This window comes from Rhizomicrobium sp., from assembly GCA_037200045.1.
GTDB lineage: Bacteria > Pseudomonadota > Alphaproteobacteria > Micropepsales > Micropepsaceae > Rhizomicrobium.
On record JBBCHM010000001.1, the window covers coordinates 81024 to 102270 of the forward strand.

Sequence of the window (21247 nt, forward strand, 5' to 3'; positions counted from 1 at the left end):
GTCAGCTCTTCTTGATCTTGGAGAAGGCGTTCACCGCGAAATCCGGCGTGATTTCGAATCTGTCGCGGAGCAATTCCTTGGCAGCCATCGACTCGCCATATTCGCCGCATCGGCGATGCCCCTTGGGCGTGACTATGCTGGCTACAAGCAGGCACAAGCCGGTGTATAACGCTCGGACAAGGTAGCCGATGCCGTTGACGATAGCCTGAATGATAGCGCCTGCGGGTATGGGGATCATATCTGCCTTCCACGGGTCGACGCCGCTTGCACGTTACCAGCCCTGCTCATTGTATCAGCGCTCTCGCGTTCTCTTCGATCACGGTGCGGTTCAGCTCGACGCCTGGGCTGATCTGCTCTTTCGTTTCGATCAAGTATTGCCGTTGCAGGCATTCGGCATCGTATTGGGCGAGAAATCCATTATAGAAGTCGACGTTGAGATTGTATGTGTTGACGTCGCTTAGCCTCATGTCGTCCATTCGTTGGGACATAGCGTGATTGACTATTTGTGCGACGAGGCAATAACGCAGCTCTGTTTCATCCAACTCGCCAGTGCCGGCCGTGGGGCGCCCAGTGGGGAAATTCGCGATGCCGGCCGTAACGCTGTGCACCGCACCCTCCAATGTCATGCCAGTCGCCCGCGGCTCCGTGGGAGGCATGCTTGCCCACGCATAAAGGCCTGCGACTATGGCGAGCCCCAGCACCAACATGAACGCTAAGGCGATCTGCCGCACATATTGGTGCAATTTGGCGCAGCGCGCGCAACGCAATACGAGCCGGTCGGTTATCGTATAGTGGTTCGTGGTCTGACCGAATTTGTGCGTTTGTCTTTCGAATCTCTTGCCGTGCAACACGACGCTGCGATCGTAGTCCGGCTCGTTCTCCTGACAAAAATAACAGACATGCTCGCGCTGCTGGTTCTGTTGCGTGCGCAGCGATGCGATCCTTTCGCGCAGCGATTGGGCGAAGGAGTTGGCGCTGATCTGTTGCAGCATCGCGTCGGTCTGTGCGTCCGGCTTGTCCCATCGCCGCAGTTGGAGAAACGCACGCTCCGCGGCATTGTCCAGCAGATCGACAAGGCCGAGGACATTCGTGCGGTCGGTTGCCTGCCAGCGCCGACGGATGACGGCCAGCCGGCGCAGATACCGCTGGAGCGGCTCGATCTTGTCGGTGCCGGCATCGTTCAACAGATGATCCAGCGAGGTCAGTTCATTCTGCATCACTTGCCGTACCGGCCGCATTGCGGGCGTCAGCTCGCGCAGGTCGAGCCCGCCTGCCGCGACCGCGGCGATCATCGCTCTCGCGAGGCCGTATTGGTTGCGAAGCAATAGCGCACGGATCTCTTGTGCCGAAACGTCGACCAGATGCGCACGGATGCTCGCGACCAAGGTCTCCGCGTCGTTCTGCTGTACGAAATCGTCGTCGATCGCTGCGATCCGCACGGCGATGTGGCTGACCAGCGCCGGCGATGACTGCAAGTCGCCCCAAGCTTCGAGCCCCGCCTGCCAATGCGCACGGATCGCTTCCACGTCCGGCGAGCGATCGTCTGCAATCGTGCGATGGACGTCCAGTCTGACGGCGGCCGTTTCCGGAGTCCGGCCGCTGCCTGCCGAGAGCGGCGTTGTGGCGGGCGTTGTGTCGGCCGGCCAGCAGCCGTTGAGGCGGCAGGCCGCCGCCAATAGATTTAGATTGGCCGCGTTGATCCGCGTAGCAATATTCACCGGTGCGGGAATGTCGGCGCTATCGTCTTTCGGCGGGGGCGGGATGGCGGCGAGATAATCGCACAGCAAGCTGTCGCTGCGCTCCGCCAGGATGCGCGCCAACAGCGCGCCATGAGGATCGCCTGCCGGGTCGAACCAGAGAAATTCGTTCTTAAGCCGCAGCAAAGGCTCTTCGATGGTTTGGGCGGCGCGCTGCATTTCCACCGGATCCGGCTGGGGCAGCCACGGCAGCAAGTCCGGCGTGTCGAGCGCCATGTCGGCGCGGGACAAGATCACCGCCTGTTCGGCCTCGAAAGCGGCTTGGGTTGTGGTCGTGCCTGCCGCGATGCGTAGAACGCGCAAGGGATTGAGCGCGAAGGTCTGCAGCGCAGGCGAGATGCTCGCTGAGCGGGCTTCCGTCGTGGTCGCCGGGGCGTCGGGATCACGCCACATGGGACATAACGGCGGCTGGTATGGCGACAGTCTCGGGCAAGAGGCGGAGCAGGGCGAAGCAAGCATCGATAAGGCCGGACAGGTCGTTGCGGATTATGGCCTGCTTCCCCGCCTCTATGGGCTCGATGCCTTCCGCAGCCCGAGGACTCTGCTGGACTTTGAGCAACAGGTCTTCGAATAGATCGCGCCAGAAGTAGGGCTCGCGTTGGAGCACGCGCCATTCCACCGCCTCTGCGGCCTTCAGGCGCGCCGCGGCTATGTCGAGATCGGAACGGTTGACCGCGTCGAAGAATTCGCTGGTGATCGCCTCCAGTTCGCGTGCGATCTCCTTGTCGCCGTCGCGCAGCAGCTGGGTCGAGCGGGCGTGGGAATCCCGGAACCGTTGGGCCAGTTCGCTCACGCGATCGCCCGACGCTATCGCATCGATCATCAAAGCCATTTTACGCAATAGGTCGCCGGCCTGCAGGCGCTCATCGGCGCCCCCGTCCTTCAGCAGGTCGTCGATCAATTGGACGTTCTCGTCGACGTCGTTCTGCGGTCCTTCGAGGCCAGTCACGAGACGCTCGAGCTCCGATAGCCGCTTCTTCTGGTCCTCGAGCGCGTCTTGGAGTTTTTCGCCGCTTTGTGTCGCCAGACCGAATGTGACGATGTCGGAGAATGTCATATCGAGCGCCGGGATGTAGGCCTCGGCGCGGGTGGTGGAATATTCGTCGACGCCGAGCGTTACCAGTACTTCCGAACCGGCCGGCAGATCGCGCGACAGCTCGACGGCGGCGATGCGTATTTCGCCGATCACCGTGTTACGGTCGCCCTGCTCGCTCTCGCCTTGGACCAGGGGAACGTGCACCGCTACCCCGGATTGACCGCGAACCAGGCGAAAGGTCGTGGCGTGGGTCTGGGACATGCGTGCCGGCAGCACGCTGCCCTTGCGCAGATACCAGCGAACGAATCCATCCGCGAGCATGACGCCCACCGATTGAGACAGTACCGGCTTGGCGATCGTCGTGCCATGCACCATCACAAAGGAGGCTTGTGTCAATGGCTGGCGTTTGCCGTCGCATTGGGCGACCAGCTCGAAAGCGCTGAGCCGGTTCTCGGCAAGGTCGAGCTGCAGAGCGAAGCTGCCATTGTCGCGAACCGGGGACCACGCTCTGGGTTCCGATTCACCGTCTTTCACGACACCGACCAGCCACGCGCCGGGGCCACGTGGCCCGGTCAGTTTGCCTGCGATCATCGGCCGCGGATTGTTCGTCATCGCTTCATAGGCGATTTCCGCCGATAGAGCTTCGCTCGAGACGCTGCGCGATACGTTGACTTTCTGAGTGGCGGCATAGATCGCGGCGCCGATCACGACGGCCTGGGTGGGATCGACATAATGTCGCGTCTCGATCCCGAGTTGCGCGGCCAGAAAGGTTTTTAGATAGGGCGTCTGGGTCGGCCCGCCGACCAGCACCAGTCGGTTCATCTGTGCCGCCTGCAGGCGGTTGCGTGCGAGTATTGCTTGGCAAATCTGGACCGTGCGCCCGAGAATCGGCTCGATCAGGCGCTCGAGCTCCGAGCGTTCGATCGAAACGGCGAAAGCCGCATGTCCCGGCGCCTCCACGTGCAGATCGGCGCTCTCGGCATCCGACAGCGCAATGCGCGTCCGCTCGGCTTCCAGTCGGAGGCGGCCGAAAGTCTCTGCATAGACCGGGTCGTTTCGCTCAAATGCTCCGATGCGGCCATCCGCGCGGATTAAGCCGACCACGTGACGGGCTACCACGCGGTCGAGGTCTTTGCCGCCCAGATGATTGTCGCCGTCATGGTCGATGACTTGGAGCCGCCCGCCGCGCGAGCGTACGAGCGATACGTCGAACGTTCCGCCGCCCAGATCGTATACCAACCAGTAGCCGTCGCGCAGCTCCGCCGATCCGACGCTGGCGATGGCCGCCGCTATGGGCTCCTGCAGCAAGGGCGCCTGCGCGATGCCGGCCAAGGCGGCGGCGCGGCGCGTCGCCTCGCATTGCGGCAGCTGAAACATTGCGGGAATTGTGATGACCGCCGCATCGATGGGAGAACCGAAACTTGCTTCGGCGCGCCTCACCAGCGATTTGAGTATCTCCGCTGACAGCGCTTCCGGCGAGTAGCTGCGGCCGTTGCTGAAAGGCACCTGTTCGCCCGTGCCCATCAGGCGCTTGAACTCCTGCGCGACGTTGGTGGTATCGTCGGCGCGGCGCGCCCGCGCTTCGCGGCCCACCATCACCTGTCCATCGGCACCGATATGCACGATAGAGGGCAGCAACACATCGCCGTCTGCTCCGATGACCTCGGTATGGACGCCCATCTGCCGAGCGATGGCGGAATTCGTCGTGCCCAGGTCGATGCCGAAGTCGATGGTTCGCAAATCGTCGCCTTTCTTCACGCGGCCAGTTGAAATTCCATCACCAGCTTGCCGTCACGCTCCGCGCGAGCCTCTTTGGGTACCGCCGCTGACGAAGGAGAGGTGTCCAGCATTCGGGGCGCCACGATGCAGCCGCCCTCGGCCAAGGAAAAAAACAGGGCTGCGTCGCCCTGTTCGGAGTCAACAAATAGGGTGAAGGCGTTTATTCTGACCTCCGCGCCCGGGTGGGACAGCTCCGCCTCGAGCGCGCGCAGATGTTCCCCCCAGCCGTTGGCGAAGCCCGCGTAACGTCCGATCGCGCGCGCATTCTCGAACCGCTCGGGAACGACGACGAAATAGGCATAGCCCTCCTCTGTGCGCGCCAGCACCGAGCTTGCGTCGTCCGTCGCCAGAGCCTTGGCGATCTGCTGGTCGATATCCTTGATCGCAATCTGATTCTTGCGCAGGCGCCCGAGGCAGGTGCCGGCCGAGTGGCCAACAGGCGTGCCCTCCGCCTCGATCCAGCTGCTGGCAAGGTTCAATATGCCGGAAGCGCCTATCCGGTCGGGAAGAAAAGTGGAGGCGGAGGTGGCAGACGCCGCCTGGGGAAACAAAGTCGGTTTAAGCCTGCGCCAGCTCCAGACCGACCAAGCTGCGGTGGCCCCCGCAACCAGCAACGTCAGGCCTAAGACAAGCGCGCCACTGCCCGACATAATTGGCCCTCCGATGACTTTGTAACCCTATAGTTGTAAGGGAGGCAAACCTTTTTGGCGACTTGCGGTTACTGTGCCTGCGAGATCAACAGATTGATCCGCCAGATTCTTTCATTGCAGTGCTCGACTCCGATATATTCCCGATGAAATCTCTTTCGTCCCGGACGCGAACATTCTATGCGCATTGTACCGTGACTATCGCGATAGGGCGGCTCGCCAATGCAAATGCATGCCACATCTCTGCTGATCGGCGTATCCGGCAAGCGTGAGCTGGGAAGCAACACGTCCGGTGTCTGCCGGTCCACGGTCGCTATTTTCGGCCACCTTGATCGGGAATTTCCGCACACGCCGAAGGTGCTGCTGAGCAGTCTGGCTGTCGGCGCCGACCGAATTGCCGCGCAGGAGGCGCTCAAACGCAACGGATGGAGCGTGGTGGCTGTTTTGCCTTTGGCGGCTGAACTTTACTGTGAAGACTTTGATGAAGCCGCGGCAATCGAGTTCCGCACACTGCTCGCACATGAGCGTGTCCGAACTTACGTCCTGCCACCGCTTCTGGATCCAGCCTCGGGCGTGCCGTTTGCGCGGGAATCGCTCCATCGCAAGGCCGGCATCTCCAATCCGTCCCGGTCGCAGCACTACGAACAGTCGGGCCTCTTCATCGCGAGAGCATCGATGCTCATGCTCGCCGTGATGGATGCATCCGAAATGCCCGGCCGCGTCGGGGGGACCGCGCGCATAGCCCGCTACCGCGTAACTGGCTCGATGGACGAGGTGGCCTGCGACGTCACGGAGCGCAGCGCGGTCCTCACACCGCCATCGCCGCTCGACATGGCGCATCCGAGGCCGCTGCTACTTATCGATCTCGCTGCAATGCCCACAACGCCGCCAGCGACGCCGTTTGCGATCTTCGACGGCGCCGGCAAACATCGCTTGGACGATCGACTCCAATCCCGGCGATGCTTTCAGCTCCCCCGCGCTCTGGAGCTCTTCAATCGTCAGTCCGCCAGTGGGCGGGCGGACGCAAATGCCCCGCAAGACTCGGCTCAAGCCCTGCGAAGCAGCCGCACGAGTGTAACGCGGCTGCAGGCTCGCGCCGTAACCCGCGTGCGCCAGTCGGTCTCGATACTCGCTGCCCTTTTCGCCGCGGCCGTCACGTCATGGGAGGTGTACGTGGAGCGCGCTCATATACATGACGGATATTTGGGCATAGGTTTTTACGTCGGCTTGGTCTGTGCGGCTATCGGGCTTTACCTGATTGCCCGCCACATGCTGTGGCAGCCGATTGCTGACGATTATCGCGCCGTCGCCGAAGCGTTGCGCGTTCAAATCGCGTGGTGGGAGGCTGGCTTAGCGGGACCCGATCACCGCGTCGATGCGCACTACCTGGCTCGCGGACAAGGTTCGCTCGGACTGGTTCGGCAGGCCATCGCCGCCATGATCGATGCGGCAACATTGCTGTTCGCACCGCCCCGGCGCGTCCCGGACTCCGAAGCTCTTTGGATCGACGCACAGATCGCGTTCTTCTGCGATCGTACAGCGCGGCGAGAAAGGCGACTTCTCATGGTAGAGCTGTCGAGCTGGTTTCTCTTTCTAAGCAGCTTGGGCGCAGCATCGGTCTTGCTCGTTTTGGAGGTCTTACGGATGGGAGGGCCGCTATCGATGGCCGGGCAAAGCGATGGACCGATACTCGCCACCATCTTCATTGGGGCCGCAGTGCCCCTGCTTGTCGTCCTGATCCTTCTCGCCCGATCGCGGCCCGGCGCAATCATGCATCTTACCGGCGTCGGCAAGCCACTTCTCAAGCCCCAAACATGGCTGCTCTCCCTGATCGTCGGAGCGGTCATCGCGACTGGTATCGCGCGCTTGTCCGTCGATCCGGATGTGGCAGAAACCGTCATTGGGGTTATGCTGATCTCCACGGCTGCCATCGGGGGCGCGATCCGCTACTTGGCAGACGCTTTATCTTGGGAAGCGGAATTGCACGGCTACTCGGACGCACTCGATGTCTTCAGGACAGCGAGGTCGGCGCTTGCCGACAATGCGGTGAGCGGGCGCGCCGAACGGGAAAAGGAGCAGCGTCGACGGGCGATCTTGACGGCTCTTGGCCGTAAGGCGCTTGCGGAGAACGAGAGTTGGCTGCGCGCCCATCGCGAGCGACCGCTGCAGCCGGTAGTGGGAGCTTAGCGCCATTTGGCTCCGCTATGGCCCACCTAGCCGCCGGAGGGCGGTATTGCTAAGCGCCTATTGCACCCACGGCGCGCTGCTGATCGCGCCTAGTCATATGTTAGCTGAAATGCTCAACCCTATCCGCGACTTTCCGCGGCTTGGACGATGGCGACGATACGTCGTCCCCTGCACCCTACTGGGTCCGCGCAATGAGCGCGAAGCGATCGAGTGAAAGGATCGGGGTTCCTTCGGCGACGACCGCCGGTGCCGGACCGCTGGGAAAGGACGCTTCGATCTCGTCCTGAAAGATCAGGGGTATCCGGCATCTTCATACATGTCTCGCGGAACGAGTAGCGAATTGAGCAACGCGGTGATCAAGGCGTCTGGTTGTTCCGGAAATGATGCTCGGGCGATTTTTTCAAACGCGCTTTTCGCCAGATACTCCGTCAAAATCCTTCCCCCATCGGCAGTCATCGCCCAAGCGACTTTTTCCATAAACAACATGGCGCGGGTGATGAAGTCGGCGTCAAACTGCCAATCCTGTGACGATCGGACCGCCTTGCGCTCAATGTCTCGCCGAATTTTGAAGCGAGACCATTCGAGAAGAAGGTTAGTTCGGCCGATTTGGCGCACGCCATGGGCCGCGACGTCATCCAAGATCAATCTTAGAAACAAGGGATGAGCGAAAAGGTCCTTGTAGAACGCTGCCACCGTCCCGTCGTCCAGCAATTGGACAAAACTACTTACTCGACTTGCCTCTTCGAATTTGCCATTGGATTTCAGTGTCTCCATGCTACCAAGAGCAAAATCACGTATCTGAGCTCTTTCCCAAGGCTCAAGTGAGAAGATGCGGATCGGGCGTCTCGAGCCGTGCTTCCTGCTCAAGATCATCAACCCTGATTCCAGGCTTTCAAAAGTTGCGATGAAATGCTCTCGCCTAGTCGTCAGAACGATCGGGCAATGCAAATCCCCTAGACACAACCCGCAATTTGCACACCGGGTCTGTTGTGAAAGGCGCGAGCGAAGTTCAACAGGTGACGGCGATATCCATCGACCTGGAGGCTCGGGTGAACGACTTGTACGGGACCGTTTCGCATCATGATGGTCAAGCGACCATCAGTCGACGAGCCCACGTTCGACCATTGCTTCAATTCGATAAGAACAAGTGAGGCCTGACCGCCGGCGCCCTGTCCATACAAGACGGCATCAATCCGCTCACTATAATAAGGTAGCTGCACCTCGAGCCCCACGAGAACGCTGTCCGAAAGCTCGCAGAGTTCGAGAAGCCCACTCAAACGTGGGAGACTGCCATTCCAGGAGGCCCGCTCTGCCTGGCTGACCGAGCAACCGACAGCGTCGCGATAGGCGGTCTCCAAGATTGCGAACAATCGGTTCGATTTGACTGCGTAGCAGAATTCTCGAACGGGCAGGATCAGTGTCGGTCTCATGCGCTCATCATAGGCCCCATCAAGCGAGCGAATTTCAATCTTCGGAAATGAAGAGCAGTGGCAGCATGGATCGGCTGTGACACCCGGAGCGCAGGAGTGGCGGTGGAATACGGTGTCACGCTCCGTGTTCCTTGAACGTGTCTGCGTAGAGGCTCTCGATGTTTGTCACCTCCTCGTCTGAAAGCGCTTTGAACTCTTTTTGCCTGGCGCGATTGGAGAGGCGACCGTCATTTTGTCGCAAGAACCCAAAGAGATTATCGAGGGTGCGATCGGGCATATCGATCAGCGACTGCACTTTTGCACGGAACTGGTCAAAGCGCTGGAGAAAGCGGCTCTCTTCGGGCAAATCCTGTTCGATCGTGACTTGTACGCAGCGATATAGAAACTCGGCGTGCGGAGTAGCGTCGAAGAAGCGATAAAAATCGGCCGTATCGTTGAGAACGTGAACGTTGCCGTCTGGCGTCGGCTCCCATTGAATGACGGGTAGCAACCGCGCTGAATAGCTTTCCAGTGCGTCCCGATATTCGTTGATGTGCTTTAGAATTGCGGCCGATATCGGAAAAATAACGCCCGGTGGATTGAACCCGCGATGCGCCAGTACATGATGGATCAGGTAGCGATGCAGTCGACCATTGCCGTCTTCAAATGGATGCGTGTAGACGAAGCCAAATGCCAATGCCGCGGCAGCGATAACGGGGTCAAGTTCTTCGACGGCCCCACGATCAAACGCAACCATACCTGCGATCAAGGGCGGTAGATCCTCCGGGCTGGCGCTAATATGGTCGGGTATGGGCACGCGGCTGTCGCGATCATGTTCGCCGACGAAGCCTCCGACTTTGCGCAAGCCCAGATGTACAAAGCGACTGTCGCCGATGACGATTTTCTGCAGCCGCGATAGCTCGTCCACATCAAGGCGGACCTTGCCGGCTAAACCTATGGCGCGGCCCCAGCGCTGGATTCGATCCTGGGGCGGGTGTTCCCCTTCGATGACGTAGCTGGACCTCGAATCCTTCAACAGAAGGAAGGACGCGGTGCGCGCCAGAAGATCGGCTGGAACATCCGCTATGACACTGCGTGCGCGCTCGGCCAAATTGAGGCTGGCAAATTGTTCGAGGGCCGGCGTTCGAAACACGAGTGGGCAAAATTCGGACGTCCCAGGCAGGTTGTCCCGCACGCGATGGCGCGGCGAATTTTTGCCGGTGGCTGCGGGGTACTGTAGGTCTGGATCAACGGCTAGGACGTAGGAGCCTTTCTCCGCGGCCGGCAGATCAAGGGTGCTCCCGAGAAGCCACTCGTAAAGGAACCAGAGGCGTCGAGCATAACTTCCGGTCGGCGTCTTACGGACGATCTCGGCAATATCGTTCGCCGAACAAGCTCTAAACAGCCGCTTGAGGACGGCCAAATCGAGCCCCTCATATTTCAGAGCGAAGGTCAGGTGCCCTTCAAGCGTGGGCTCGGGCGCGTGCCGGGGTGTGAGAATCCGCCAGTCGTCGGCCTGGAGGGTGCGGTGACGCTCGCTGATGGCGGATAGGGTTCGTGGGATAGGCACCGGTAGCCCGTAGGTGTCGATGAGCGCGGCATAGCCGACAGGGGTCGCCTGCTCCGGCAGGCGGCGATCATGAAAAACCGTAACCGGGCCTGAAAATTGATGTAATTTCTCGCTTGCCATGAAAAACAATTACCTGTGAAAAAGACGGAGTGCAAGTGAAAAATCGGTAGAATTTGATTGCCGGCATGAAATATTATGACTAAGGACTCAGGGCTGGCGAGTTCCAGCCGAGAGGCGCCACTGCAACCAGTGGTAATGCGCAAGGGCTGCCAATCTCAGCAATCCAGAAAAAAGAAGAGCAGCCGTGGCGACCGACACTGAAACCCCAAAGGACGACATCGCCACCGTCGGCCACGCGGTCGGTGAAATCGACGTCAATATCGGCCCGCGCTTTTTGAATCTGTTTAGCGAGCATCTCTATTCGTCACCGAACAAGGCTTTCGAAGAACTGGTCTCAAACTCCTGGGATGCCGGCGCCGAAGCCGTCTATATCGGCATTCCCGACGATTTGACCGCCTCCACTGCCGCGATCTGGGTTCTGGATGACGGCCAGTCCATGAACATCGACGGGTTTCGTGCGCTCTGGTCCGTGGCGACCTCCAACAAACGCGAGGCCCCGACACTCCACGGCCGAAAGCAAATCGGCAAGTTCGGTGTCGGCAAACTTGCGACCTACATCCTCGCCAACCAGCTCACGCATATCTGCAAGGCCGCCGACGGCAAAATCCGCGCGATCACGATGGATTTCCGCGTTATCGACAAGGCGGCGGCGTCCTCAGCGCTTCACATCGAAAAAATGCCGCTCACGGTGCGCGAACTCAGCCATGCCGACCTCAAACAGCTTTTGACCAAGAGCGTTGCCGGCCGCGCGGCCCTCGAACTGATCGAGGCGGGCATCCCGAAGCTCAACTCAGCCACCGACTATGACAATGAGTTTGGCACCCCCGATATCGCCCCCGCGAAATCGAAGGGAACCTGGACCCTCGCAATTCTGTCGGCCCTGAAGGACGACGGCCAGAATCTCCAGCAAGGATGGATCAAGCGCATCCTGCGCTCCGCTTTGCCGCTGGGAACGACGATCAGCGTCAAATTCAATGACGACGTTCTTTATTCCTCGAAATCCTCGGCTCCGATCCAGCAAGAATGGGTCCTGGGACCGGGGCTCGACATCGATGCCCTCGAAATCGGAGACAACGTCGTCCCCGTGGTGGCGAAGGCCACGCCTTATCCGCATTTGGAAATCGAAGGTCTCGGCACGGTGTCGGGCCGCGCGCGCATCTTCAAATCGCGCATCTCCGGTGGTAAGAGCGACCGGGTCGATGCTTCCAACGGCTTCTTCGTCAATGTCCGCGGCCGGGTCATCAAACCGGAAGACCCGTATTTCGGGATCGACAACCTCAACCACTCGGCATGGGCGAAATTTCGCGCCACCATACGGGCCGACGGCCTCGACGACCGCATTTCGGTGAACCGCGAGAGCATCGCCGACAGCGTCGAGCTGCAAATCGTGCGTGCCATCCTAAAGAAGCTGTTCAACAAGGCTCGCGGCGTCCATGACGCAGCCGGAGAAGCCGGCTGGCCGGATGCCGGCGCAGTTCTCGCGGAAAAATGGGGCACGGTGCCTTTTGAACCGCTAGTGCGGGTCGTCGGTGAACGTCTCTACGGAACGCTACCGGGGTTCGTCGACACGACTCACGTTAGCGATTTTGCCCAAACCCAACGCGAATGGGAAGCCAGCCCGCCGAAAGACGCGATCCGTGAAGTCGTCCTGAAGGACGGCGCAAGGGAAGACCGCCTCGTCACCTACGACCTCGCCACCCGCAGCGTGATCGTCAACAAGAGCCATCCGTTTGCGCGTGAACACGGCACCACGCACGAACAGCTCAGGCTCTTGCGCGACACGGCCTTTGTCGAATTGCTCACCGAAGCATTCATGGCCGACATCGGCATTTCCGATGACCGCATCAAGGAGATTTCCGATTACCGCGAGCGCACATACCGCCTGGTGGCCCAGGTCGGGCGACGTTCCGCAGCGCAGATCGCGTCCATGCTGGTCGAGGCAACTAATCACGAGAAGGGATTCGAACGTATCATCGGCGACGCACTGGAACATATCGGCTTCGCCGTCGAACGGCTTGGCCAGTCGGGGCAGCCCGAAGGCATCGCAACCGCAAACATCACGGCGGCCTCAAGCGGCAGCGGTGATGTGCGACAGGCGTACAGCATGACTTATGACGCGAAGTCGTCGGCAAGGGGCAAAGCATCGACGCACAATGTCGGCTTTTCGACTTTGGCACGGCACCGCATCGATGCGGGCGCGAACTACGCCTTGGTCGTTGCCCCGGATTTCGCAGAAGGCGCTCTGCAAAAGGAGGCCGCCGCGAGCGGGGTCACACCGATCCGTGCCAAAGACTTGGCCGCCCTGGTTATGCTTACCGTTGGATACGGTCCCCTCGACCTCGGCGCGTTCAAGTCGATCTTTGCGCTGCACGATCCGGATGCGGTAGCCGATTGGGTGCTGCAGCTCCAAAAGTCTTTGGCAAGCAAGCTTCAACTGCAGCTCGACACCTTGATCCAGGCGCTGGACCAAATCACCAAGGAGAACCCCGACCGGCCGGACGCTCTGAACTGCACGCTGATCGCCGAGGAATGCCGCAAGATTCTCAAGAACAAAACATTTCCCGCCAAAAACGATGTCGCCAATGTCATCCGCGGTCTCGCGGTCACCATTCCGAACATCATCAGCATCGCGGATAGCGGCTTCGAGGTCACGCTCAGTGCGCCGGCCCAGAAGATACGCGAAGCGCTCGCTCATCAGCTCAACACGGTTCCAGCCGACATGAAGTTCGGCATCGCGCAAGGAGTTTAGGCGTGCGGCATTACAATGTTCATCCATTTCCCGCGCGCATGGCCCCGGAACTTGCCCTGCGAAAAACAAAAAATCTCGAACGCAACTCGATTGTGCTCGATCCGATGGCCGGCTCGGGGACCGTGCTCAAAGCGGCGGCACAGAACGGTCATCGCTGCATCGGGTTCGACATCGATCCGCTTGCGGTCCTGATGACGACCGTGGCGACTGCGCGGCTCGATACGGTGCGGCTCGACCGCCTCGCGCAGACATTGATCGCCCGGGCATCCCGATTGCGCCTTCGTGATATCGACTTGCCGTGGTTCGACCGCGAGACAGAGGACTTCGCGCAATATTGGTTCGCAAGAGACCAACGCCATGCGCTTACGAAAATTGCCCACACATTCCACCACAGTCCGGCTTTGTCCGATGGCTCGGTTGAGGCCAGCGCGCTGCGCGTCGCGTTGAGCCGGCTCATCATAACCAAGGAGTCTGGCGCATCGCTGGCACGGGACGTTTCCCATAGCCGCCCGCACCGCGTGGCTGACGAAAACGACTACGACGTGTTCGAGCAGTTCGAGAAATCGATCGACCGGATCAAACAGCGCTTTGAGGAGAGCAGCTACGGCGTCCGCCCCCGGATCCGGCTCGGGGATGCGCGGCGGCTCACCTGGATACGCAATCAGACGGTCGATATGGTGATGACATCACCACCCTATCTCAACGCCATCGACTATATGCGCGGGCACCGACTGTCGCTGATATGGCTAGGCTACGGCATAGATGACCTACGTCGCATCCGCTCAGACAGCATCGGCGCCGAACGGGGACCGGATGATAGCGAGACCTCCGATGCCGTTCGAAGCGTTCGCGAGTCGCTGGGTGCAATCCACAAACTTCCGGCCCGCCACCAGCAGATGGTGGATCGCTACGCATTCGATCTGACCTTGATGCTGCGGCAAGTGGGCCGTGTTCTCAAAAAAGATGGTCGTGCCGTTTTTGTGGTCGGAAATTCCTGCCTAAAAGACGTCTTCATTTCCAATTCCCATGGGGTCCATATTGCGGCGCGCCTCGCGGGGCTGCGATTGGTCGCAGAGACCGAACGGAAGCTGCCTACGTCCAGCCGCTATCTGCCCATGCCATCTGACAAATCTTCCGCCCTGGGTCGGCGGATGCGCACCGAAACCATATTGACCTTCAAACCCTCTCAGCGGCGATCGCGCCAATGACCGACGCGTTCGACCTGACGAAGATCAAAGAAAAGGCAAAATTACCCAACCGCTATGCCAAACAGCTGGCGCGCCTGCACTCGGCGGGCACGGCCACGGGTTGCATTGAACAGGCGGTGGACGGCGCCATTGCCAATCTTGCGAAGGCCAAGAAGGCGTCCCTGGTCATCTACGGCGAGCCGCAAAGCGGCAAGACAGAAATGATGATCTGCTTGACGGCCAAGCTACTCGATCAGAGCCATCGCGTCATCGTTCATCTTCTCAATGACAATGTGGATCTGCTGTCCCAAAACCTGCGCCGCTTCAAAAGTTCCGGTCTTGCGCCATCGCCGAAGACGTCACCTGAAGTCGTCGGCTCCGATATCGACCTGTCGAAGCAGGAGCTCATCGTGTTCTGCAAAAAGAATGCGCGGGATTTGGAAAAGTTTATTGCCCGCATCGACGGGTTGAAGGGGGTCGTCGTGATCGACGATGAGGCGGACTATGCAACACCGAATTCGAAGATCAACAAGAAGCAGAAGAGCCCTATCAACAAACTGATCGAGCAGTTGATCGGCGACGATGGCTTCTACGTCGGCGTCACCGCCACGCCGGCGCGGTTAGACCTCAACCACACGCTGGGCAACGAAGCCGAATATTGGGTGCAATTTCCTGCTCATGAAGCTTACACCGGGCAGGACGTGTTCTTCCCGATGGAAGGTCCGCTTAAGTACAATCGCGTCTTGCTCGACCATGGCAACGACCCCAAGGCGGCGCGCGAGGCTCTATTGCGCTTCCTGGTACGTTCGGCATTCCTCAACAGCTATGCCAATACGCCGGAAAAGAATTACAGCTTTCTGGTCCACACCAGCGGCAAGAAAAACGACCATGAGGCCGACCGCATCGCGATCGAGGCGGCGATGGCAGTTCTTACCGATGTCGACCACGCCGAATTCTCAGACCTCATCCGCCGCATCTTCGAACTCGCCGGTGAACTCTATCCGCAGGCCGATCCGAACCGGATCGCGGAGTATGTCGTCGAAAACGCGTCGCGCGTCAGCACCATCGTTCTCAACAGCGAGCGGGATCGCAAGGCGGCCGGCGATAATCCGACGGAGCCCACGTCTCCATTCACCGTTATCATCGGCGGCAATATTGTCTCACGCGGTGTTACATTCCCAAACCTGCTTGGCATGTATTTCACGCGCAACGTCGCGCACAAGCTGCAGCAGGATACCTATATCCAGCGGGCGCGCATGTTTGGCGCCCGCGGCGAGTATCTCGAACACTTCGAACTGACGATTCCAAAAGACCTGTATCTGGATTGGCAACGGTGCTTCATCTTTCATCGCCTGGCACTCTATACCATCAAAGAAAACCTGGGGTCTCCGGTCTGGATCGGTGACGATCGCGTCTCAGTGGCCTCTGCCGCCAGCGTCGATCGCTCCACCGTCACGTTTAACAGAGGCGAACTGTCTTTCCAGATGTTCGACATGACCGCGGAATTGCAGAATCTGATGGCCCAGGCCAAAACCGGTACCAAGGCGTTGTGGGCCTTGCGCGACAAAATCGGCAACGCAGGACTCCCGGAATTTCTGATCAAATATATTGAGCGGACCAGTCCCCACGGCGATGACTCGGTTGTGTTCCACGCGCCATCCGATATCTCCGGGCAGACGAGCGCGGGAACAAATATCGACGCGATCGCGCGCGATAAAGGATTCATGGGTAAATCCCAATTGCAGGAAGACAAGTTTCCGAAGGCCGCCCATCACCTCAAAGTCTTCTTCAACAAGAATGGAAAAGGTCGCGTGTTTTACAAGTTGCGCGGCGTCGAATTCATTCAGCGAACGTGAACGTCCGCACATTTTTAGAATCTGTGCGCGAACAAATTGAACCTTCACAATTCTTGCAAGTCGGTGCCATGCGGATTTGAGTTCAAGTTACGTTTAAGTCGTCGGCTTCGCCTATCTAACTCGGTTGCGGTATTTGTACCGCCAAAGGTGGTCGTGGATCTGAGCTAGATACGCCGCTTTTTCCCGAGCAAACCCACTCGCGATGAGTTTGCCGCGCAACTCGCCTGTCGGAAATTCTTGGCGCCCCTCGGCGATTAGATCATAGAAACGATCCCAATCTCGTGGATGAAGCGATGATTTGTTCGCAAGAAGCGCAAATCGCTCAAACAGCTTTTCCGTTCTAACGGTCGGGACAAACCCCTTGGCACGCTTCTCAATTCTAAGCCTTAGACGCGTGCCACGCGCCTTGTTATACGATGCCAGCAACGGCCAGATGACCGTGCGAGTCGCCTCGCAATAGACTTCTCTGGACGGCGGATCTGGTTGCCACCTCTCAGCGCGCATCTTGACAATGATTCTGCGAGGGACGTCGGCGCGAGAAATGAGCTGGCCGCCTAGTTCGCGATGCGGTGTGGGCTTCAGATAGCGAAAATTGACAACGTGAAAGCCATCCTGGCGCAATGCATCGAAGTGCTCTTCGACATTATACAGGCAAGTCTCGCGACCGAGCCGCGCCATGGCTTGAAGGAAGATTTTGGGCTCCGTGGTGAGGGCAAAATCAATGTCGGGTAGCATGCACGCTCACGCTTGTTGAAAGCGGCTTGAGCCGGAACAAAGCATGATTCGAGCACTTCGGTCTTTCCACGGATTCCCCACGACTTTCGACCGTAAGACAAAGCAGCGCTGGCGGCGAAAATCTTGAACAAAGCTTGGTAGATCGTACAAATTTCGAGCTCTTATCCAATACAGTCCGTCGTTTCCTCATCACCTCAAGTCACTTGATCCTGCGCAATGACTAGCTGAGGTCCGGACGTCTGCAACTTGACATATTACTTCATCCGTCTAGATTTATTCATGGGGACCCGGAGTTACGTCAAAACTTCGAGGTGCGATTTGAGAAATCGCTTCGGGTGGGGCAATGCCGGGATACTCGACAGCGCTTGCGAGCGACGCGGCTCTACTTGGCGCAGTCAAAGCGCTTATTGAGAGAATGAAGGTTCGAGGCCCAGGTATTCCTGGACGCTTCTACACGGCTGCATCATGCCTCGAAGATGATTCCGAGATTGACACGCGGTGTTGGGTTGAAATTGCCACCTACTACAAAGATGTCGGAAGCTCGAAGGCCTTAACAGAGGTGGAACAATATCTCATTGGTATCTTCCGCCGTTTTCAACTTCAAGGCACCAAGGATCCCACGAAGCGAGACGACTACGGACGCGCCATCGCGCGTCATACGCTTTTGAGCACGTTGAGCAAATATGATTGGACTCCCGCATCGGTGGACGATGTGCTGACCAGTCTCACGCTTCTGCCTTTGGATGAGTGCCGTAAGACGCTTCGACTGGTGGAGTTGGGAAGTTATCTAATGTGGAGCACTTTCAGTGATACGGCGCCAGATCCGTTCGATCCTAGAAAACCCCATATCGAGTTGATCGATGACTTGGGTTTGGAGCTTGCTAGCGGCCTCGATTTCTTTCTCTTCTGGTACCAAATTCCTGATCCAATAGAGCTTCACCTTCCATCTTGCGCGGACGCGTATGGAGGCGAGGAACTCTTCTTTCCTTTTCGCCCCGGCGGTCGAACGTTTCCCATCACAAAGCAAGGCAAGCTCAGTGGCCGTCCCGAGCGCGTACACAAATTGATAACTGGCGAAAATCTGAAGGGCCAGGTTGAGGCGATTCCTTAGGGTCATTGGATGAACGACACACTCACGACAGTCGAACTCTTAAGAGTCATCGAGCGCGCCAACTCGCCGGAAGCGGTCGTGCCGACGATTGAAAATCTCTTGGTCGGGCAAATCGTTATTTATGAGCCGCGCCATGGCTCGTTGAGAATTGACGCGATCTTCAAGGCGATGTGGGCAGCTTTGCCGCCGGAGAAGAAATTTGCAGCTCTCGAGGCCGCGACAAACTTTGCTTTCCTATTTCTCAATAGAACCCAGATCGACGTTCGATCCGAGGCGACCACTACAAGAAACATATTCCGGCTCACGAAGCCGATCTTTGCAGATACGCCGAAGGTATTTCGACCAGCTATCGAATTGGCTAGGGCATTGCTCACACAAGACGACCTATCCCATGACGTCGATACGAATTTGGCAGCAGCACAGGTATTGGTGGATACCCGCACCCTCGGCACGGATAAGAACTTCTGGATAGCCCTCCCGACAAAGGCCAAGCAATCCCAATCCAGGTTCATACCGACCGTCGTCGTGGCCTTGCTGGCGAAATGGCCGGACAGTGGATTGGCTTTTCTCTTAACATACTCAATGCAGGTTACGGGTCGCGCGCTCACTGATATCGAGCGATTTGCGACTTTCTATGCTGTTCAGGCTGCCACATCACTCACACAGCAAGGTTATAGCGAAGCCATCAAAGAGTTTTACGAACATCTCTCTGAGGGTATGAAGGCCGCCGTTGAGCGCATGGGATCGGAACGGGGATGGCCGGTCGAAACGCAGAAGTATGTCCCGCCGCCTCAACTGCTTAGCAGCCTGTTCATCCCGACCTCAGATGTTGCGAAATACAGCAGCGAGAATCTCGACTCCTATTTCGTGGATGTTCCAGTCTCCCGCGCCGCATGGGAGGCTGCTTCCGACAAGGGGTCGCCACAACCTCTGATCGATCTGTCAACGGACAGTCCATATCTCAAGTATTTTGCATGGTTTACCGAACGAGCGGTTGAAGACGGTCATTTTGCCGACGCGGCAGAGGCGCAACGGAGACAACTCGAATATGTGCGCGCCATTGCGAAGAGCGACATCGAAAGGTGGGAGGAGCGCGATCCCTTCAATCCGTCGGAAAAACTGCTTGCGGCGATCTCAAAGTATGGCCGGATCAATGACTATGCCGGCGAAGTCACTAAGGCCTTGCGTGAATGCGGCTTCCGGGAGAAGCCCGTATATTTCCTCCATAGCGAGTATCATCAGGACCGATTGCTGATGCATTTGGCCGTTGCGGCACTTCGAGGGTTCCAGTTTCACAATGCGGAAACTGCCTCCCGCAGATGGGATGCGACCACCTTCAAGACCCGCGACAGACAACTCAGCGACGAAACGATCGATGGCCATGTGATGATGACCGCGGATCTCGTTGAGCGACCTTCGCCGCGAGGTATTTACAAGTATGTGGGCTTTCGGGTGTTCGGCCGCGTCGATGTTCTGCGAGAACTATTGACGGACGGGAGCGACAAGGAACTCCATTCTCTCGGGCGGCAGTTGCTAGAGATCGTCGATCGCGGAGGCGACCCTCTAAGAGACATGAGCCTAACTGATCGGGCGAAACTCACCCTGAAGTTAGGAACGGTAGGCTCGAAGGGGACGGTATTCGAATCAGTTCGGCCAGCGGTCGAGAGATTGGCGGCCATTCCACCAAAGAAGGGACGGTCCGCAAACACGACCAATGACGAAAGTCTCATGAAATTCGTCACCGGCGAAGCGGGCGTGTATTGCGGAGGAGCAATCAACGCAAGACTCATGGAAAATTGGTACTTGAAGCAGCAGCGAACCAACTTCGTCGAACTCATTCCTCATAGGGAGCTGGAGACGGGGTTGGGAGATGGACGAAGAAAGATGTTCATCGAGAACGGGCTGCGCTTCGACCACCTCAGCTCGAACAAGACGCAAGCTCGGCGTGCTGAAACGGCCATCACGCGCCTCATGCGTTCATTGGGAGATGCACTGCAAAGGTGGGCCCAAGATGTGTGCAGCGCGCCCCAATTGAATGGGCGTAGTCAGTCCTGTGATGCTGCTCGCCGCCTCCTGAAGCCGGCAAATAACTATCTCGAGGGCCGTTTCGCCTTCGCGACAACTCTTCGCGACCCTGCCGCGCTGCTGAGCTCGTCCGACCAGTTTTATTCAGTGGAGTGAAACGGCGATCCGATGATCAGATTTGAAGGTGTCGGATTCTCCTATGGAACGCGGCCGATCCTCGCGGATTTTTCGCTCACATGTGACGATAAAAAGACAACCGCCGTGCTCGGACCGTCGGGTTGCGGCAAGACCACGATCGTCCGATTGGTGTGTGGTCTCCTGAGACCCACGAGCGGCTCCATAAGCGTCGCCGATAATCGTTCCTCCGAACTTGGCTTGGTGCGTGGCGTGTTATTTCAAGACGATTCTCTAATTCCGTGGCTGACGGTTCTCAAGAATACAACGTTTCCAGGATCAGTACGGAAGGGTAAGAGGCAAGTGGACGCAGGCGTCTTGCTTTCGTCTTTCGGTCTGGGCCACGCGCTGGATTATCTGCCGTCGACATTGTCGTTCGGCATGCGCAAGCGCGTTGAATTTGTTAGAGCGTTGCTCGCTGATGATCGCTTCCTCGTCGGTGATGAGCCCTTTACAGGTCTCGATTCCGCACAGAAGCAAGTGCTGTGGGATGCGTGGCGCTCCCATACGCTTCGCGACCCCCGAATCAGCATACTGGTGAGTCACGACGTCGACGAAGCCATCTATCTATCCGACAAGATCGTCGTGCTTAGTGGATCGTCACCGACCAGTGTGGTGCTCGTGATCGAGAGAGGCCCCGATGGGTTTCCCGCCGGTACACGCGACAAGATAATGTCTGGAATTGCAGCGGCAGACGATCGGGTGCCGACATCATGAGACCTTTCCAACCAGTTTTGACGAAACCGCTTGCGACGAGCGCGCGACCGGTTTCGTTCGTCACGAGGCTGGTTTGGCTGCTCGTTGTAGGCCTTCTTTGGTGGCTCGCGACGCGCGGTCATGCTGTTTCCAACCTCATCCTACCGTCTCCGGAGGAAGTTATTGAAGCGGGGCACAACATAGGGTGG

The 21247-nt window shown here is 58.5% G+C and carries 15 protein-coding genes; 7 read left to right on the plus strand and 8 right to left on the minus strand.

Annotated features, from left to right (window positions below):
• Position 1 precedes the first annotated feature (1 nt).
• From WDM86_00340 to WDM86_00355, 4 genes are read right to left on the minus strand one after another with little or no spacing between them, the layout of a single operon-like run.
• Positions 2–238 carry a hypothetical protein gene (locus tag WDM86_00340; protein MEI9988462.1) on the minus strand — a complete coding sequence of 79 codons (237 nt, stop codon included), beginning with the start codon at positions 236–238 and terminating at the stop codon, positions 2–4.
• 46 nt (positions 239–284) lie between these two features.
• The gene (locus tag WDM86_00345) at positions 285–2150 is read right to left on the minus strand and encodes a hypothetical protein (protein MEI9988463.1); all 1866 of its coding nucleotides are present in this window, start codon (positions 2148–2150) and stop codon (positions 285–287) included.
• Positions 2140–4551 carry an Hsp70 family protein gene (locus WDM86_00350; GenBank protein MEI9988464.1) on the minus strand — a complete coding sequence of 804 codons (2412 nt, stop codon included), beginning with the start codon at positions 4549–4551 and terminating at the stop codon, positions 2140–2142. Before WDM86_00350 ends, WDM86_00345 begins: the two co-directional genes overlap by 11 nt.
• The gene (locus WDM86_00355) at positions 4548–5222 is read right to left on the minus strand and encodes a hypothetical protein (GenBank protein ID MEI9988465.1); all 675 of its coding nucleotides are present in this window, start codon (positions 5220–5222) and stop codon (positions 4548–4550) included. The genes WDM86_00350 and WDM86_00355 overlap by 4 nt, the downstream gene beginning before the upstream one ends.
• 219 nt (positions 5223–5441) lie before the next feature.
• On the opposite strand from WDM86_00355, the gene WDM86_00360 reads away from it, so the two are divergent.
• Complete coding sequence (locus WDM86_00360; GenBank protein ID MEI9988466.1) at positions 5442–7406, plus strand: hypothetical protein; 1965 nt, start codon at positions 5442–5444, stop codon at positions 7404–7406.
• 291 nt (positions 7407–7697) lie between these two features.
• Here WDM86_00360 and WDM86_00365 read toward each other — a convergent pair whose 3' ends face one another.
• From WDM86_00365 to WDM86_00375, 3 genes are all read right to left on the minus strand, one after another.
• The gene (locus WDM86_00365) at positions 7698–8273 is read right to left on the minus strand and encodes a hypothetical protein (protein MEI9988467.1); all 576 of its coding nucleotides are present in this window, start codon (positions 8271–8273) and stop codon (positions 7698–7700) included.
• A gap of 86 nt (positions 8274–8359) precedes the next feature.
• Entirely contained in the window at positions 8360–8836 is a 477-nt protein-coding gene (locus WDM86_00370; protein MEI9988468.1) for a hypothetical protein, read from the minus strand.
• A gap of 115 nt (positions 8837–8951) precedes the next feature.
• Complete coding sequence (locus WDM86_00375; GenBank protein MEI9988469.1) at positions 8952–10505, minus strand: Fic family protein; 1554 nt, start codon at positions 10503–10505, stop codon at positions 8952–8954.
• 184 nt (positions 10506–10689) lie between these two features.
• On the opposite strand from WDM86_00375, the gene WDM86_00380 reads away from it, so the two are divergent.
• The 3 genes from WDM86_00380 to WDM86_00390 are packed head-to-tail and all read left to right on the plus strand — an operon-like array spanning position 10690 to position 16297.
• Complete coding sequence (locus WDM86_00380; protein ID MEI9988470.1) at positions 10690–13254, plus strand: ATP-binding protein; 2565 nt, start codon at positions 10690–10692, stop codon at positions 13252–13254.
• A gap of 2 nt (positions 13255–13256) precedes the next feature.
• Positions 13257–14462 carry a DNA methyltransferase gene (locus WDM86_00385; protein ID MEI9988471.1) on the plus strand — a complete coding sequence of 402 codons (1206 nt, stop codon included), beginning with the start codon at positions 13257–13259 and terminating at the stop codon, positions 14460–14462.
• The gene (locus WDM86_00390) at positions 14459–16297 is read left to right on the plus strand and encodes a Z1 domain-containing protein (GenBank protein ID MEI9988472.1); all 1839 of its coding nucleotides are present in this window, start codon (positions 14459–14461) and stop codon (positions 16295–16297) included. Before WDM86_00385 ends, WDM86_00390 begins: the two co-directional genes overlap by 4 nt.
• A gap of 111 nt (positions 16298–16408) precedes the next feature.
• Here the strand turns inward: WDM86_00390 and WDM86_00395 are convergent, their stop codons facing one another.
• Positions 16409–17032, minus strand: coding sequence for a hypothetical protein (locus WDM86_00395; GenBank protein ID MEI9988473.1), 624 nt, complete (start codon positions 17030–17032; stop codon positions 16409–16411).
• Between the two features lie 343 nt (positions 17033–17375).
• Between WDM86_00395 and WDM86_00400 the strand changes: the two genes are divergently transcribed.
• From WDM86_00400 to WDM86_00410, 3 genes are read left to right on the plus strand one after another with little or no spacing between them, the layout of a single operon-like run.
• The gene (locus tag WDM86_00400; protein ID MEI9988474.1) at positions 17376–18143 is read left to right on the plus strand and encodes a hypothetical protein; all 768 of its coding nucleotides are present in this window, start codon (positions 17376–17378) and stop codon (positions 18141–18143) included.
• 9 nt (positions 18144–18152) lie between these two features.
• Positions 18153–20324: a hypothetical protein gene (locus WDM86_00405; GenBank protein MEI9988475.1), complete on the plus strand. Its 2172-nt coding sequence runs from the start codon at positions 18153–18155 to the stop codon at positions 20322–20324.
• A 12-nt stretch (positions 20325–20336) separates the two neighbouring features.
• The gene (locus WDM86_00410; protein MEI9988476.1) at positions 20337–21059 is read left to right on the plus strand and encodes an ATP-binding cassette domain-containing protein; all 723 of its coding nucleotides are present in this window, start codon (positions 20337–20339) and stop codon (positions 21057–21059) included.
• Positions 21060–21247: the final 188 nt, after the last annotated feature.